This window comes from Vibrio clamense (assembly GCF_050337905.1).
Lineage (GTDB): Bacteria > Pseudomonadota > Gammaproteobacteria > Enterobacterales > Vibrionaceae > Vibrio > Vibrio cortegadensis.
This window is the reverse complement of the sequence record NZ_JAKJTJ010000020.1, coordinates 423925-440139: the sequence shown is the minus strand read 5'-3', so window position 1 is coordinate 440139 and position 16215 is coordinate 423925. Positions and strand designations below refer to the sequence as shown.

Here is a 16215-nt window from a genome sequence, read left to right as displayed (position 1 = left end):
TTATTTGCGGCTAATCATAGCCTAGCTGACGCCATTTGAGAATCTTGGTGTGATCTCGATCTGCGAAGGTAGTTGCTTTAAGTGCCAATTTTGGCAGCCCCAACGAATAATTTCATCGATGCTTGCGCTGTGCATTTCTTGGTTTATTTCAAACCCTAAAAATGACATGGCATTCAGTAATGTTGCTTTCGGATTTCGCACATCTATTGCGGTGGCATGATTTTGTTTCGATAGCTTATTCCCATTTCCATCCATCGCAAGAGGTAAATGAAGATAGCTTACCGGTTCATGACCTAAGGTTCGGTACAGACTAATTTGACGACCAGTCGGCTCTATCAGATCTGCGCCACGAACGACTTGCGTGATACCTTGGTCAATGTCATCGAGTACAACCGCTAGATTATACGCGTAGAGGCCATCACGACGTTTAATGATGAAGTCTTCTTCCGCTAGCGCTTTAGGGATGGTTATCTCTGCATGACGCTGGTCTAAGAAGCGCTCAACAGGGTGTGCCATTTTTAAGCGTATCGAACAATTGTCTGTAGAGGTAAGCTGTTTATCTCGGCAAGTACCGTTATAGAATCCGCCGCTCTGTTTAATCTGCTTACGTGAGCATTGGCAATAATAGGCTTGTTTGCTGCTTAGCCATTTATCGATTTGATCTTGGTAAAGATCATGCCTTTTACTTTGGTAAACCACATCACCATCCCAATAGAGGTGATAAGCTTCCAGTGCAGATAAGATTAATTTAGATGCGCCCACCATTTCTCGTGGTGGATCTAAATCTTCCATTCTGACTAACCATTGCCCACCCATAGACTTTGCTTGGAAATAGCTTCCCAGCGCCGCAATTAAGGATCCAAAATGCAGAGGTCCTGAAGGCGAAGGGGCAAATCTTCCAATATAAGGCGAGGTGTTGATAGGTGATGATGTATTGTTGGTCATAGCGATCAAGTTGGCATTGGTTAATCAAAAAAGGGAGCCTAAGCTCCCTTTTAAAACAAAGTTAAGGCGATTAGCCCTGCATCTGTTTTTCTTTAATTTCTGCAAGCGTTTTACAGTCGATACATAGATCAGCTGTTGGGCGAGCTTCAAGACGGCGTACACCAATCTCGATACCACATGAATCACAGAAACCGAAGTCTTCATCTTCGATCTTAACCAGCGTCTTTTCAATCTTCTTGATTAGACGACGTTCACGATCGCGGTTACGTAATTCTAAGCTGAACTCTTCTTCTTGAGAAGCACGGTCAACGGGATCGGGGAAGTTTGCTGCTTCATCCTGCATATGGTGAACAGTACGATCAACTTCTTCCCTGAGCTGGTTGCGCCACGCTTCTAAAATTTTAGTAAAATGAAGCGTTTGTTCAGGTGACATGTACTCTTCACCTGGTATTTCTTTATACGGTTCAACACCTGCAATGGCTAGGATGCCTAGCGCTTTTTTCTTTGATTCTGGCATGCAGCATCTCCTACTTACACCTAGTCAACTGCTTAGCAGTTAATTTGAGGCGGGTATCTATAGCAGAAAGCAGTTGTGGTGGCAAATCCTGAGTTATAAATTTATCTTCATTGTGAAGATAACATCACTTTTACTGCTTATTGATAAATTCAATAGCAGAAACTAGCTTTATCTCAGAATCGTTCAGTTCCGCTTTGTAACAGAGAACTTCCACTCCGGCATTTCTTGCTTCAATGAGTAATTGTGAATATTTGGCGTCTATATGGTGTGCCGCAGAGACTTTTTCAATCCCTGAATGTAAAACAGTGAATAAAAGTACGGCTTTACTTCCAGTATTGACCATTTCTGTGAGTTCACGTAAATGTTTCTGCCCACGAGTCGTTACTGTGTCGGGAAAATAGCCTTGCCCAATCGTGTCACCGTTATGAGTCTCATCGAGCAGAGTGACGCTTTTCACTTCTATATAGCACTTTGGTTTATTTTCTGCTGTTAGCAATATATCAATTCTGCTGTTTTCATTGCCATATTTCACCTCTGTTTTCAGTTCGTTGTACCCTAATAATTCCGAAATGACATTGTTATTGATGGCTTCAACCGCGAGTTGATTGGCTCTTGCCGTATTGATACAGATGAAATGCCCCTGAGAGGTTTCAGAAAGTTCCCAGCTATTGGGGTATTTTCGTTTTGGGTTATCAGAGGTGGAATACCAAACCTTATCTCCAGGCGTCGCGCAACCGGTCATTGCTCCAGTATTGGCACAATGGATGGTTCGTTCGCTTCCATCGTCGAGTTTTATATCCGCAAGGAAACGTTTGTATCTTTTTATTAGCGTGGCGCTTTCTAATCGTGGGTTAAAGTGCATTCTTATACTGTTTTTATGTACAATGATGGTCTCATTAAATCATAAGGGTTAACCATTGTCACAACTGCCTATTGAAGCTGTGATGCCCGAGTTACTTGCCGGCGTCCAAAGTCATCATCAACTGATCTTAAAAGCGGCTCCCGGTGCAGGAAAGTCGACACATTTCCCTCTCCAATTGCTTAACACTGGCGGGCTTGCCGGTAAGATCATCATGCTGGAACCAAGGCGTTTAGCGGCTCGTAATATTGCTCAGTATTTATCAAAGCAGTTAGGTGAAACGGTTGGGCAGTCGGTGGGCTATCGAGTTCGTGGTGAAAGCAAAGTGAGCTCACAGACAAAGCTAGAGATTGTAACCGAAGGCATTATGACCCGAATGATCCAGAGCGATCCGGAACTGTCGGGTGTGAGTTTACTGATTTTTGACGAATTCCATGAGCGCAGCATTCATGCTGATACTGCGCTGGCATTAAGTTTAGAGATCCAAGAAGCGTTACGTGATGATCTTAAAATTGTAGTGATGTCTGCAACGTTAGATCAACAGGCTTTGCAATGTCTGCTACCCGAAGCTCGCTATGTGGAATCTCAAGGACGCTCTTTTCCTGTCGAGTATCGCTATTCTGCGCTTGGGGTTAATGAGTATCTTGTGCCTGCGATGGCGAAAAGAATTGAACATTTGATGACGACAGAAGAGGGCTCCTTACTCGCTTTTCTTCCCGGAGTCGGTGCGATTAAGCAGTTAGAAGTATCGCTAACCAGTTTGCTTCCGGGCGTGGATATTTGTCCTTTGTATGGCCAATTGAATTTCACCCAACAGCAACGTGCGATTGCAGCAAGTGAGAATGGCCGCCGTAAAGTGGTGCTTGCAACCAATATTGCGGAAACCTCTCTTACCATTGAAGGTATCCGTCTTGTCGTCGATTCTGGTTTAGAGCGAGTGGCCAAGTTTGATCTCAAAACGGGGATCACCAAATTAGAGCAAGTTAAAATCGCTCAATCTTCCGCAGAACAACGAGCAGGGCGCGCGGGACGGTTAGAAGAGGGGGTTTGCTTGCGTTTGTATAGTGAAACCCAATTGGCTCAGCAACCTTATGTGCCAGAGCCGGAAATATTACACGCGGATCTCTCTTCACTCGTTCTAGAGCTCGCGCAGTGGGGAACCGTGAATGTAGATGAGTTATCGTGGTTAGATAAGCCACCCGTAACCGCTCTAAAACAGGCGACCACGCTGCTCTCTTCGTTAAATATATTAGGGGAGAATGCTCAGTTAACGACATTTGGTAAGCGCGCTCATGAGCTAGGGTTAGATCCTCGAATTTCCAGTATGTTGGTGCATGTCAGCCAACATCAGAGTGATATGCTGCACTGCGCGATTTTAGTGGCTGCGCTATTAGAAGAGCCTGAGCGTAACGTGGCAAACTTGCAGTATTCCCTTCATCGTTTTAAGCAATCCAACCATTCAAACATGAAGGTTATCACTCAGCGTGTGAGTGTTTTAGCTAGAAAGCTTAATGTGATCTTTGATGTGAAAAAAGTCGATGAACGGCAAGTCGGCATCATTTTAAGCTTAGCTTTTCCTGATCGAATAGGTCAGCGACGCTCCGCACAATCAGGCCGTTTTATATTATCCAATGGGCATGGTGGTGCGATGGATGAATCTCAGTCGCTAGCGGATGTTGATTATCTTATCGCGATTGATCTGATGCGCTCAGCTCAAGAGGCGAGTCAGATTTTTCTTGCGGCAGAAGTCGACATCATTGCCCTTGAAGCGCATTTCCCATTTTTGTTTGTGTCTCACGAAGTTGTAGATTGGGATGAAAAACGTGGTCGCTTAATGGCTGAACAACGAACGACTTTAGGAAAGTTAGTCGTTCGACGCAAAGAGATGAGTCAGCCCGATCAAAGTAAAATGAGCGAAGCTCTGCTCAATTATGTCCGCAGAAAAGGGTTGGAGTGTTTGAACTGGGATGAAAACAGCATCGCGTTATTAAAACGTATTCGTTGTGCTATTGAGTGGCTACCAGAACAGGATTGGCCCGCGATGGATGATGAGAGTTTATTATCCGATCTTGAATTATGGCTAGCGCCTTACATGAGCGCTATTACTTCGATCAAACAGCTGAATAAGATGTCGTTAGTGCCCGCATTATTAGCACGCTTAGGCTGGCCTTTGAATCAATCGATAGATGAGTGGCTGCCGACTCATTATCAAATGCCAACGGGAAATCGAAAAGTAATTCGTTACCAAACGGGAAATGAACCCATCATTTCAGTGCGAATTCAGGAAGTTTTTGGTGAGCATGATTCACCAATGATTGCTCAAGGCAGAAAAAAAATCGTACTAGAGTTACTATCGCCTGCACAAAGGCCATTGCAAGTGACACAAGATCTCGCAGGGTTTTGGAGTGGAAGCTACAAAGAGGTTCAAAAAGAGATGAAGGGGCGCTACCCGAAGTATCCTTGGCCTGATGATCCGGCAAACCATGTGGCAACGACTAAAACCAAACGACAGTTGAATAAATAATGTTAATGAACTCTCTAAAAAAGTCAGCAGTAGATAAGCCGTTGGTCAATAAGCGCTCAGCAGAAAAAAAAGAGACCACGAAAAAGAAACCAGCTGGTGGAAAAAAAGCCACGACGACAAAAAAAGCGGCTGCAAAACCGAAAAAGCGAACCACAACCAAGCGTAAAAAGGCAGCGAAAGAGAAAAGTAGCTGGTTACGAATTTTGTGGGGCGTGAGTTGGAAAAGCGGTATTGCGGTCATCGCATTATTGATCTTTATTGGCGTGTATCTTGATTCTGTTGTGAAGCAGAGATTTGAAGGTCAGCTATTTGATTTGCCTACGGTGGTTTACGCGAGAGTGTTGAACTTGGCTCCGGGTCAAGAGGTGGCGCTTAAGCAAGTTCAAAATGAGTTGGATGTGCTCAATTATCGTAAGGTTCGTCAACCTCGTCATCCAGGTGATTACTCCTCTTCGTCCACCAAAATAGAGGTGATTCGTAGGCCATTCGAATTTACAGATGGGCCGGAGCCGGATCGTCACGTCATGTTACATTTTGATAAGACGAGCCTTACGCGCATTGAATCGTTAGAACAAGATCAGGACATGGGCTACTTGCGCATTGAGCCGAAGATGCTTGGGATGCTAGAAAAAGGCAAAGACGAACAACGACTGTTCTTACGCCGTGAGCAGTTCCCCGAAGTAATGGTTGATGCATTGCTCGTGACAGAAGATCGCTATTTTTATCAGCATGAAGGGGTTTCGCCTGTTGCTATTGCCCGTGCTCTGGTGGCGAACATTAAAGCGGGTCGTACGGTTCAAGGGGGAAGTACATTAACTCAACAACTTGCCAAAAACTTATTTCTATCACGAGAAAAAACCTTGTGGCGAAAAGTACGGGAAGCGTATATCGCATTGATTTTGGATTACCGTTATAGCAAAGACCGTATCTTAGAAGCGTACTTGAATGAAGTCTATTTAGGTCAAAGTGGCGGTGAAGCAATTCATGGTTTTGGGCTGGCTTCGAGGCTCTATTTCGGACAACCGATTCAAGAGTTGCGTATCGATCAATTAGCTTTACTGGTTGGGATGGTGAAAGGTCCTTCCTATTACAACCCTGTCCGCTACCCAGAACGGGCGAAGAAACGTCGCGACTTAGTGCTTCGCCTTATGATGGAGCAAGATACTCTCACGGCCAGTCAGTATGAAGAAGCCGCTCGCAGGCCGCTTGATATTCAAGACAATCCACGTATTGCTAGCCGCCAGCCCGCCTATTTCCAACAATTGAAAATAGAGTTAAATGAATCTTTGGGAACACGGTTCCATTCGGATTCAGGGTTACGTGTGTTCACGTCACTTGATCCTGTATCTCAAGTGAAATTAGAGCAGGCAATTGGTCGAAAAGTACCTGAACTCGCTAAAAGAGCGGGCAAAGAGTTAGAGGCCGCTGCGATTGCGGTAGATCGCCATTCCGGCGAGATCCGCGCCATGGTCGGCGGAAAACGTACGGGATATGATGGCTTTAACCGAGCTTTAAATGCCAGCCGTCCAATCGGTTCACTTGTAAAACCAGCCATATACTTAACCGCGCTTGAACAGCCTGATAAGTATTCACTGGCTTCGACGTTAATGGATTCTCCTCTTAGCTTGAAAGGCAGTAAAGGGAGCGTTTGGTCCCCGCGTAACTTCGATCGTAAGTTCCGTGGTGAAGTGCCACTCTATCAAGCATTAGCAAAATCTCTGAATGTACCAACGGTAAGGTTAGGCATGCAGTTGGGGATAAAAGAGGTATCAAAAACATTAGTCAAATTGGGGGTGGATAACAGCGAAATTCGCCCCGTTCCATCGATGTTTTTAGGTTCATTTTCATTGACGCCTTACCAAGTGGCGCAGATGTACCAAACGCTGACCAATTCAGGTAAGAAAGCACCACTTTCTGCATTGCGTTCTGTGGTTAATTTAGATGGCGATGTGTTGTATCAAACACTTCCAAGAGTATCGCAAGCGGTTGATCAGCAAGCCGCTTGGCTGACGACTTACGCGATGAAAAAAGGTGTGTCACAGGGGACGGGGCGCTTCCTTCAGAATCAATTCGCGTGGGCGGCGCTGGCTGGAAAAACAGGAACGAGTAACGACAGCCGAGACAGTTGGTTTGTTGGCGTTGATGGGCGTGAAGTCACGACTATCTGGTTAGGGCGTGATGACAATAAACCAACCACACTAACGGGCTCTAGCGGTGCATTGCGTGTATACGCTGATTACCTGCAACACCGCATTCCTGAAAAACTACGGTTGCCTTGGCCGAAGGGTATCGCTACTTTAGGCTTCTCTCCGACGTCATCTGGCGGTTTAGAGCTTGATTGTGGTAGTGATTTTAAGCTGCCTGTTTGGGACAGTGAAGGTCAATTAAAACAAGGGTGTGAAAATCGACCACAACAATGGCTTAAAAAATTATTCCAGTGGTAGGTTAAGGTTTATTTGGGGAAGTTCTTCGTATTAGCGCCCTTTGGCATAAAGGCTATTTTTCATAAGAGCTATTTTGCATTAAAGCTTTTTCGCATAGGTAAGTAAAAACGTACTTTTATATAAGGATTTTGGAATGGCGCGTCACTACAATTTAGGATTCCTACTAATATTGAGCAGTTTACTGCCTGGCTCTAGTGCATGGGCATTAGACGTTTCTGAAAAGGAAGCATCGCGCCCTAAGGTTGCTGTTGTATTAGCTGGCGGTGGTGCGAAGGGAGCGGCTCATATTGGTGTATTAAAAGCACTTGAAGAGATGCAAATCCCGGTTGATTACATTGCAGGAACCAGCATGGGAGCCTATGTAGGCGGCTTGTACGCGATGGGAATGAATGCAGATGAAATTGAAAGCTTTGTCTATACAATCAATTGGAACTCCGGATATCGAGACCGTGTGGACCGTAGCCAACGTCGTGTACGAGATAAAGAGTATGAAGATAGATATCAACTCACAACCGACATAGGATTACGTTGGGGAGAAGTTCGAGCACCAAAAGGGGTAGTGCAAGGGCAAAATATGTTACGCATTTTGAGGGAAACGACAGGTAACTTGCCGCCGTTTGACTCATTTGATGATCTTGTGATCCCTTATCGTTCTGTCTCTACCGATATCATAGAACTACAACAAGTGATCATGAAAGACGGTTATTTGGTCGATGCCATGATGTCTAGTATGTCGGTTCCTGGTGCGCTGCCTCCGTATGAAGTCAATGGACAGATGCTTGTCGATGGTGGCGTCACCAACAATATGCCTGTCGACGTTGCTCGTGCAATGGGGGCAGATATTGTTATCGCGGTTGATATTAGTACGGATTATAAAGGGGAAGATGATTTTACGACGTTTTTAACCGCTGCGGATCAGCTTTCCAATTATCTAGTTCGTCGTAGCACTCACAAGCAAGCTGAAACGTTGACTGATGATGATTTTTATATCCAACCAGATGTTGGGGATATGGAGACCACTGAATTTGATAAAATGCCGGACGCTTACCAAAAGGGTTATTTAGAAACTCTCAAAGTGAAAGATAAATTAGCGGCGTTATCGCTTTCAAATCGAAACTATCAAATTTATATCGATCATATACAAGATCGCAGAAAGACGTTGCAATTTGGTGATGAAACCGTTGTCGATGAGATAGTGGTGAACAATGAGACTCACTACAGTGACAAGCTTCTCGCTAACCGTTTAGATTTAAAGCCAGGACGGATTCTGAAAACGGGTGAGATAGAGAAAAGTGTTCAAGATCTTTATGCATTAGACCGATTTGAATTGATCACTTACCGTTACGATCAAGTCGATGGTGTGAATCAAGTTATCTTTGATGTTGATGAAAAGTCCTGGGGCCCAAATTACGTCAATTTCAGATTTTTCCTTGAGGATGATTTCGCAACTAAAAGCCAGTATTCCATCGGACTTTCCAGTAACTTTACCGATATTAACTCTCATGGTGCAGAGCTACGAACCAACCTAGAGATGGGGACAGACAAACGAATTGAAGCCGAATTTTTTTCACCGATTCTTTCTGGGCAAAAGCTTTTTACGTCTACCAAACTGATATATAGCAATCAAAACCGAAATATCCCTTTGGACGGTTTTGATGACATGACTTTAGAAGGTTCTCGTGATTATTTGCCTGTCACCTTTCAAGAGGTGGTTGGAGAATTTGAGCTAGGATATCAAGCTGCGTTATGGCAAGAGTTTACCATCGGTGCTCGCTATACCGATGGCTCGGCGGAATATTCGACATTACCCTCTCTTGGCGATTTCACGTTTACCCGAATGGGTGGGTTTGTCAGTTATCGATTGGACACATTAGATCACTATAGTTTACCAACAAAAGGGCTATATATTGATCTTGAATACTTGATTTCACATGATGATACCAATGGTTACGTTGACGACTCTTCAGAAGATATCACCGATACGGTTTATGAAATATCGGCTGAATTGCAAGCCGCAAGAAGCTATGAACGACATACTTTGGTCGCAAAAGCGGAATATGGTGTCGTAGAAAGTAAAAACTCACTAGTACCGATCGATCCTCGGGAGTTAGGCGGTTTCTTAAATTTATCGGGTATCTCAAGAAATAGCCTCATCGGACAGAACAAAGCTTTTGCAAGCCTAGTGTATCGTTACCGCTGGTTTGACAATGACTTCGGTCTGTTTGAATCCCCAGTCTACTTAGGGGCGTCGATCGAAAGAGGAGGCGTTTGGACGGATAATTCACTGAAGCTAAATGAAGCTCCTATGTATAACGCCGCGTCTATTTTTGCTGGCATCGATTCACCTATTGGGCCTGTGATGTTTGCTTATGGACGCACAGAAGAGGATTTCGACTCGGTGTATCTGATCATCGGAACGCCGTCTAAATAACCATTACCAGAAGTGCAAATTTGACGACTTAATAGGCCGAAATTATAAAACTTTAGTCTTAAGTTGCTATGTTGGTCAAAATGATAAGATTTTAATTTATCGTTAAATTTGCTATTCTCCCCACCACCGTTTGGTCTCTCTGGTGTTGTACATCAATGTGATTAGAGTGATGGACAATGGCAAAGGAGAGCCAAGTTTCCAAGGATGTTCACTCCCTTTTTCTTTAATAAAAAGAGTAAATAATGAGGGAGGAACCGCAATGAGAGGAAAAAGTCGTGCTTGAAGCCTATCGTAAACACGTCGCAGAGCGTGCTGCTGAAGGAGTCGTTCCGAGACCACTAGATGCTGAGCAAGTAGCCGCATTAATTGAACTGGTAAAGAATCCGCCACAAGGTGAAGAAGCGTTCCTTCTTGACCTACTAGAAAACCGTATTCCACCGGGTGTAGATGAAGCTGCTTATGTTAAAGCTGGTTTCCTTACGGCCATCACTAAAGGTGAAGTCGTTTCTCCACTAGTAAGTAAAGCAAAAGCGGCAGAACTGCTTGGCACTATGCAAGGCGGTTACAACATCGAATCTCTAGTCTCTCTACTAGACGATGCCGAACTTGCTCCAATCGCTGTTAAAGCACTGTCCCACACTCTACTGATGTTTGACGCGTTCTACGACGTAGAAGAGAAAGCGAAAGCAGGCAATGCTTCAGCGCAGCAAGTACTCCAATCTTGGGCTGATGCTGAATGGTTTACGTCAAAAGAGAAAGTCGCAGAAAAAATCACGGTTAAAGTATTTAAAGTCACTGGTGAAACCAACACCGATGACCTATCGCCTGCGCCTGATGCATGGTCACGCCCTGATATTCCAGTGCACGCAAAAGCGATGCTGAAGATGGAACGTGAAGGCATTAATCCTGACGAACAGGGTAGCGTTGGTCCTATTACTCAAATTGAAGAAATGCAAAAAGATGGCATTCCACTGGCTTATGTTGGTGATGTTGTTGGTACAGGTTCTTCACGTAAATCGGCAACGAACTCAGTACTTTGGTTTATGGGTGAAGATATCCCATTCGTACCAAACAAGCGTACTGGCGGTGTTTGTCTTGGTGGTAAAATTGCCCCAATCTTCTACAACACAATGGAAGACTCAGGTGCACTTCCAATTGAACTGAACGTACAAGACATGAACATGGGTGATGTGATTGATATCTACCCGTACGAAGGTGTTGTTCACAAAAACAGTTCTGTGATTTCAAACTTCGAACTAAGCAAGGTACTTCTTGATGAAGTGCGTGCTGGTGGTCGTATTCCGCTTATCATTGGTCGTGGCTTAACGGGCCGCGCACGTGATGCTCTAGGTCTAGAAGAAACCGATCTTTTTGCTAAACCAATCGACCCATCCGCATCAGATAAAGGTTACACGCTAGCTCAGAAGATGGTTGGTAAAGCATGTGGCGTTGAAGGTGTACGTGCTGGCCAGTACTGTGAACCTAAAATGACAACCGTAGGCTCGCAAGATACAACAGGCCCTATGACTCGTGATGAGCTTAAAGACCTTGCTTGTCTTGGCTTCTCAGCAGACCTTGTTATGCAGTCTTTCTGTCACACATCTGCATACCCGAAACCAGTCGATGTAAACACTCACCATACGCTGCCTGATTTCATTATGAACCGTGCGGGTGTTTCACTGCGTCCTGGTGATGGCGTTATCCACTCGTGGCTAAACCGTATGCTTCTTCCTGATACTGTTGGTACTGGGGGTGACTCGCATACTCGTTTCCCTCTAGGTATTTCATTCCCTGCGGGCTCAGGCTTAGTAGCATTTGCTGCGGCAACGGGTGTAATGCCTCTTGATATGCCTGAATCTATCTTGGTTCGTTTTAAAGGCGAAATGCAGCCGGGTATCACGCTACGTGACCTAGTACATGCCATTCCTCTTTACGGTATTAAGCAAGGTCTACTAACGGTAGAGAAAGCAGGTAAGATCAATGAATTCTCTGGTCGTGTACTAGAAATTGAAGGTGTTGAGCACCTATCTGTTGAGCAAGCATTTGAGCTTTCTGATGCATCTGCTGAGCGTTCGGCTGCAGGTTGTACAGTGAAGCTGTCTCAAGAGTCTATCGATGAGTACTTGAACTCGAATATCGTTATGCTTAAGTGGATGATTGCTGAAGGTTACGGTGATGTTCGTACGATTGAGCGTCGTATTACGGCAATGGAAGAGTGGTTAGCGAACCCTGAGTTGCTCTCTGCTGATTCTGATGCTGAATACGCTCATGTTATTGAGATTGATCTTGCTGATATCGATCAACCAATCCTATGTGCACCAAATGATCCAGATGATGCTCGTCTTCTTTCTGACGTTCAAGGTACTGAGATTCAAGAAGTGTTCATCGGTTCTTGTATGACCAACATCGGCCACTTCCGTGCGGCAGGTAAGATGCTTGAAGAGTTCAATGGTTCTCTAAACACTCGCCTATGGGTGGCTCCGCCAACTAAGATGGATAAAGACCAACTGACAGAAGAGGGCTATTACGGCATCTTCGGTCGTGCTGGGGTGCGTATTGAAACTCCGGGTTGTTCTTTATGTATGGGTAACCAAGCACGTGTTGCTGATGCTTCTACGGTTATGTCGACGTCTACTCGTAACTTCCCGAACCGTTTGGGTACGGGGGCGAACGTTTATCTCGCTTCTGCTGAGCTTTCTGCTGTTGGTGCGATTCTAGGTCGAATTCCAACTAAAGAAGAGTACCTGGAGTACGCTGAGAAGATTAATGAGACCGCTGCGGATACATACCGTTATCTGAATTTCCATAAAATGGGTCAGTACACGGAAAAAGCAGACACTGTTATTTTCCAAGAACCAGCCTAGCTCCTCGTTATATTTGTAGCTGCAGCGTTGTTGACTGCGTACGTTCACCCTAATCACATAGAGCTTCTATGCTCATAGGGATGAACGTACTTGTCGCCTAGCTGCCACTCCAACTATTTAGAGGAACCCAAATGATAGGGCGTCTACTTCGGTAGGCGTTTTTTTATGTCTGTATGTTAGGTGATGAGTGACTCGATCTCTTGGTGACTTCACTATATACTCTCGCCTCATTTTTTACCCTGTCTGTGATTACCGCGTGGAGCCTTTATGGAATTCGAATTTACAAGAAACACTTTAATGGGTGAGTACTACGTAAAGTGCAGCATGGGGCATGAGATTATTGGTCGTTGGTTGCAAGAAGAGATTGGAACCAATAGACAGAAGATTGATCAAGTCTGTGCGTTACTTGATGAGGCTCAACTGCGAACGTCGAAAGAACAAAAATTATTAGGGACAGAAATTAGCCTCGTCATTTGTGAAGATGAAGTAACCGTTCAAGAAAATAGTTTAGATCATGATGCTGAGTTGGAAGAGCAGCATAGCGAATATGATTATTATAACTGTGAAAGTACCGCAAGTTGTGGCCTAGAAGATTTTGAGTTATTGATTGAACGTTGGAAAGATTTTATTGGTTATGTCTAAGATAAATTAAGTTTTGCACTGCTTTGGAGCTATAGCGGATTGCGCATTATATTTGGGAAAGAGCTGCACCGAACTGGTGCGGCTCTTTTTTTATATATCGATGAAAATGCACCTAATTGTTATTTATCAATGAGTTATTGATTTGGCATGCAACTTGATTATTAGAAAGTGTCAAAAGAATAATTTTCGAGGGAACGATATGAAATTGATTAATGCGATAGTGAAACCATTCAAGTTAGATGATGTGCGTGAAGCGTTGGCGGAGGCTGGAATCGAAGGAATGACGGTTTCTGAAGTAAAAGGCTTTGGTCGTCAAAAGGGTCATACAGAGCTTTATCGTGGCGCTGAATATCAAGTGGACTTTTTGCCAAAGGTTAAATTAGAAATCGCCACTCAAGCAGAGAATGTGGATCGAGTGGTTGAAGCGATTACCAAGGCTGCTCATACAGGAAAAATCGGTGATGGTAAGATTTTTGTGTATGACCTAAGCCAAGCCGTGCGAATTCGTACTGGTGAAATGGATGCTGAAGCACTTTAAAGAAAGACAAGGATTGGAGACTTAATATGGAACTTACAACAACAGTAACGGAACTACGTTACGCACTAGACACTTTTTTCTTCCTCATTTCAGGTGCGTTAGTCATGTGGATGGCAGCAGGCTTCGCGATGTTAGAAGCTGGCCTAGTTCGTTCAAAGAACACCACAGAAATTTTAACTAAGAACATTTGTTTGTACGCGATTGCTTGTACCACTTTCTTAGTCGTTGGTTACAACATTATGTATGTAGATAACGGTGAAGGCGGCTGGTTACCCTCCTTTGGTACTCTAATTGGCACGCAAGGCGAAGGAGCAGACCACTCTCTAGAGTCTGATTTCTTCTTCCAGGTTGTATTCGTGGCAACCGCTATGTCTGTGGTATCGGGTGCCGTTGCTGAACGTATGAAGCTTTGGTCATTCCTCATCTTCTCTGTGGTACTGACAGCGTTTATCTACCCAATGGAAGGTTACTGGACTTGGGGTGGTGGTTTCTTATCTGAGGCTGGTTTCAGTGACTTCGCAGGTTCAGGTATCGTACACATGGCTGGTGCTGCTGCGGCGTTAGCGGGCGTTTTACTACTGGGTGCTCGTAAAGGTAAATATGGTAAGAACGGTGAAATTTACCCGATTCCAGGTTCAAACATGCCACTTGCAACGTTAGGTACCTTTATTCTTTGGTTCGGTTGGTTCGGTTTTAATGGCGGCTCTCAATTGATGGTTTCAGATTTCGAGAATGCGACAGCTGTGGGGCAAATCTTCTTAAACACGAACGCAGCAGCGGCTGCTGGCGCGATTGCAGCACTACTAGTATGTAAAACCACTTGGGGTAAAGCAGACTTAACAATGGTATTGAATGGGGCGTTAGCAGGTCTAGTGGCAATCACAGCAGATCCTCTTTCACCGTCGCCACTCTATGCGGTTGCGATTGGTGTTGGCGCGGGTGCATTAGTAGTATTTAGTATTATCGCTCTTGATAAAGTGAAAGTTGATGATCCGGTTGGCGCGATTTCAGTGCATGGCGTATGTGGTTTCTTTGGCTTGATGGTAGTTCCGTTTAGCAATGCTGATGCGTCATTCGGTGCTCAATTGTTAGGTGCTGCAGTTATCTTTGCATGGGTATTTGGTGCGAGTTTAGCAGTATGGGCCGTGTTGAAAGCCACAATGGGAATTCGTGTGACAGAAGACGAAGAGCAAGAAGGAATGGATATGCACGATTGTGGAGTAGGGGCTTATCCTGAGTTTGTGACTGTGAAATAGAGATCACAATTTCAGCTATTGTTTCGTAGTTAATAACAAACCTGTCATTAGTTGGCAGGTTTTTTTGTCACAGATCATTGTATTCTAAATAAAGATGAATATAATAACGCGACTGATAAACGTTATCATTACGAAACTCAAGGAACTCGATGATGAAAAAACTGCTAACTCTTTCAGCGCTCGCTTGTAGCGTATTAACATCAACTGCAATGGCTGCTGAAGAAGTAAACGTCTACTCTTACCGTCAACCTTTCTTAGTTGAGCCTATGTTTAAAGAATTCACTAAAGAAACGGGCATCAAGGTAAATGTGAAGTTTGCTAAAAAGGGCCTAGCAGAAAAGTTAGCTCAAGAAGGTGAATACAGCCCAGCGGACGTTGTATTAACTACGGATATCAGCCGTCTTGCTGAATTGACGAACAAGAACCTTGTTCAAGCAGTAGAAAGCAAAATTATCGAAGCGAACGTTCCTGCGCAATATCAAGATAAAGAAAATGAATGGTTTGCTCTGACACTGCGTACACGTAATGTTTACTCATCACGTGACCGTGTTGGTAAATTAGGTCAAGAATTTAACTACTCAGATCTAGTTAATCCTGAATTCAAAGGCAAGATTTGTACACGTAGTGGTAAGCACCCATACAATGTCTCTTTAGTTTCATCAATGATTGCTCATAAAGGTGAAGCTGAAACAAAAGCATGGCTTGAGGGTGTGAAAGCAAACTTAGCTCGTAAGCCTCAAGGAAACGACCGCGCACAAGTAAAAGCGATTAAAGAAGGTCTATGTGACGTTTCTTTAGGTAATAGCTACTACCTAGGTAAGATGGTTAACGATAAAGATCAAAAAGCATGGGCAGATTCAGTTTATATTAACTTCCCAGGCCAAGCTGCTCAAGGCACACACGTTAATATCAGCGGTATGGCTCTTGCTAAATTTGCACCAAACAAAGACAACGCAGTTAAGCTAATGGAATTCCTAACGGGTGATGTAGCTCAGCAGATGTATGCAGAAGTGAACTATGAGTACCCTGTAAAAGTGGGCGTTAAGCGTTCTGAACTTGTAGCTTCATGGGGTGATTTCAATGCCGATAAGCTATCTTTAGATGATATCGCATCACACCATGCAGACGCGATTAAACTTCTAGATGAAGTGAAATTTGACCTTTAATTGAAACTAAGGGTATAACAGTACCCTTA

At 44.2% G+C, this 16215-nt stretch carries 11 protein-coding genes; 8 read left to right on the top strand and 3 right to left on the bottom strand.

Annotated features, from left to right (window positions below; all coding sequences use genetic code 11):
* Positions 1–21 precede the first annotated feature (21 nt).
* The 3 genes from gluQRS to sfsA form a co-directional block, all read right to left on the bottom strand.
* Positions 22–945: a tRNA glutamyl-Q(34) synthetase GluQRS gene (gene gluQRS / locus L4C39_RS07055; RefSeq protein ID WP_050988754.1), complete on the bottom strand. Its 924-nt coding sequence runs from the start codon at positions 943–945 to the stop codon at positions 22–24.
* 70 nt (positions 946–1015) lie between these two features.
* On the bottom strand, positions 1016–1462 hold the full coding sequence (gene dksA / locus L4C39_RS07050) for an RNA polymerase-binding protein DksA (protein WP_017054149.1): 447 nt from the start codon (positions 1460–1462) through the stop codon (positions 1016–1018).
* A 130-nt stretch (positions 1463–1592) separates the two neighbouring features.
* Entirely contained in the window at positions 1593–2324 is a 732-nt protein-coding gene (sfsA, locus tag L4C39_RS07045) for a DNA/RNA nuclease SfsA (RefSeq protein ID WP_113799241.1), read from the bottom strand.
* A 55-nt stretch (positions 2325–2379) separates the two neighbouring features.
* Between sfsA and hrpB the strand changes: the two genes are divergently transcribed.
* From hrpB to L4C39_RS07005, 8 genes are all read left to right on the top strand, one after another.
* Positions 2380–4845 carry an ATP-dependent helicase HrpB gene (gene hrpB / locus L4C39_RS07040; RefSeq protein WP_429745146.1) on the top strand — a complete coding sequence of 822 codons (2466 nt, stop codon included), beginning with the start codon at positions 2380–2382 and terminating at the stop codon, positions 4843–4845.
* A gap of 5 nt (positions 4846–4850) precedes the next feature.
* Positions 4851–7289, top strand: a complete 2439-nt coding sequence (mrcB, locus tag L4C39_RS07035; protein WP_429745144.1) for a penicillin-binding protein 1B — start codon at positions 4851–4853, stop codon at positions 7287–7289.
* 133 nt (positions 7290–7422) lie between these two features.
* Positions 7423–9720 carry a patatin-like phospholipase family protein gene (locus L4C39_RS07030; protein WP_429745142.1) on the top strand — a complete coding sequence of 766 codons (2298 nt, stop codon included), beginning with the start codon at positions 7423–7425 and terminating at the stop codon, positions 9718–9720.
* Positions 9721–9995: 275 nt separating this feature from the next.
* Positions 9996–12584 carry a bifunctional aconitate hydratase 2/2-methylisocitrate dehydratase gene (gene acnB, locus L4C39_RS07025; protein WP_429745140.1) on the top strand — a complete coding sequence of 863 codons (2589 nt, stop codon included), beginning with the start codon at positions 9996–9998 and terminating at the stop codon, positions 12582–12584.
* Positions 12585–12851: 267 nt separating this feature from the next.
* On the top strand, positions 12852–13226 hold the full coding sequence (locus L4C39_RS07020; protein ID WP_113799235.1) for a YacL family protein: 375 nt from the start codon (positions 12852–12854) through the stop codon (positions 13224–13226).
* A 199-nt stretch (positions 13227–13425) separates the two neighbouring features.
* On the top strand, positions 13426–13764 hold the full coding sequence (locus tag L4C39_RS07015; RefSeq protein WP_017054142.1) for a P-II family nitrogen regulator: 339 nt from the start codon (positions 13426–13428) through the stop codon (positions 13762–13764).
* Between the two features lie 26 nt (positions 13765–13790).
* Positions 13791–15020 carry an ammonium transporter gene (locus tag L4C39_RS07010; RefSeq protein WP_113799233.1) on the top strand — a complete coding sequence of 410 codons (1230 nt, stop codon included), beginning with the start codon at positions 13791–13793 and terminating at the stop codon, positions 15018–15020.
* A gap of 152 nt (positions 15021–15172) precedes the next feature.
* Positions 15173–16186, top strand: a complete 1014-nt coding sequence (locus L4C39_RS07005; RefSeq protein WP_136995561.1) for a Fe(3+) ABC transporter substrate-binding protein — start codon at positions 15173–15175, stop codon at positions 16184–16186.
* Positions 16187–16215: the final 29 nt, after the last annotated feature.

Bases quoted from the DNA above. Each gene is read 5' to 3' on its own strand.
- gluQRS (WP_050988754.1), bottom strand. From the start codon at position 945: ATGACCAACAATACATCATCACCTATCAACACCTCGCCTTATATTGGA.
- dksA (WP_017054149.1), bottom strand. From the start codon at position 1,462: ATGCCAGAATCAAAGAAAAAAGCGCTAGGCATCCTAGCCATTGCAGGT.
- sfsA (WP_113799241.1), bottom strand. From the start codon at position 2,324: ATGCACTTTAACCCACGATTAGAAAGCGCCACGCTAATAAAAAGATAC.
- mrcB (WP_429745144.1), top strand. From the start codon at position 4,851: ATGAACTCTCTAAAAAAGTCAGCAGTAGATAAGCCGTTGGTCAATAAG.
- L4C39_RS07030 (WP_429745142.1), top strand. From the start codon at position 7,423: ATGGCGCGTCACTACAATTTAGGATTCCTACTAATATTGAGCAGTTTA.
- L4C39_RS07020 (WP_113799235.1), top strand. From the start codon at position 12,852: ATGGAATTCGAATTTACAAGAAACACTTTAATGGGTGAGTACTACGTA.
- L4C39_RS07015 (WP_017054142.1), top strand. From the start codon at position 13,426: ATGAAATTGATTAATGCGATAGTGAAACCATTCAAGTTAGATGATGTG.
- L4C39_RS07010 (WP_113799233.1), top strand. From the start codon at position 13,791: ATGGAACTTACAACAACAGTAACGGAACTACGTTACGCACTAGACACT.
- L4C39_RS07005 (WP_136995561.1), top strand. From the start codon at position 15,173: ATGAAAAAACTGCTAACTCTTTCAGCGCTCGCTTGTAGCGTATTAACA.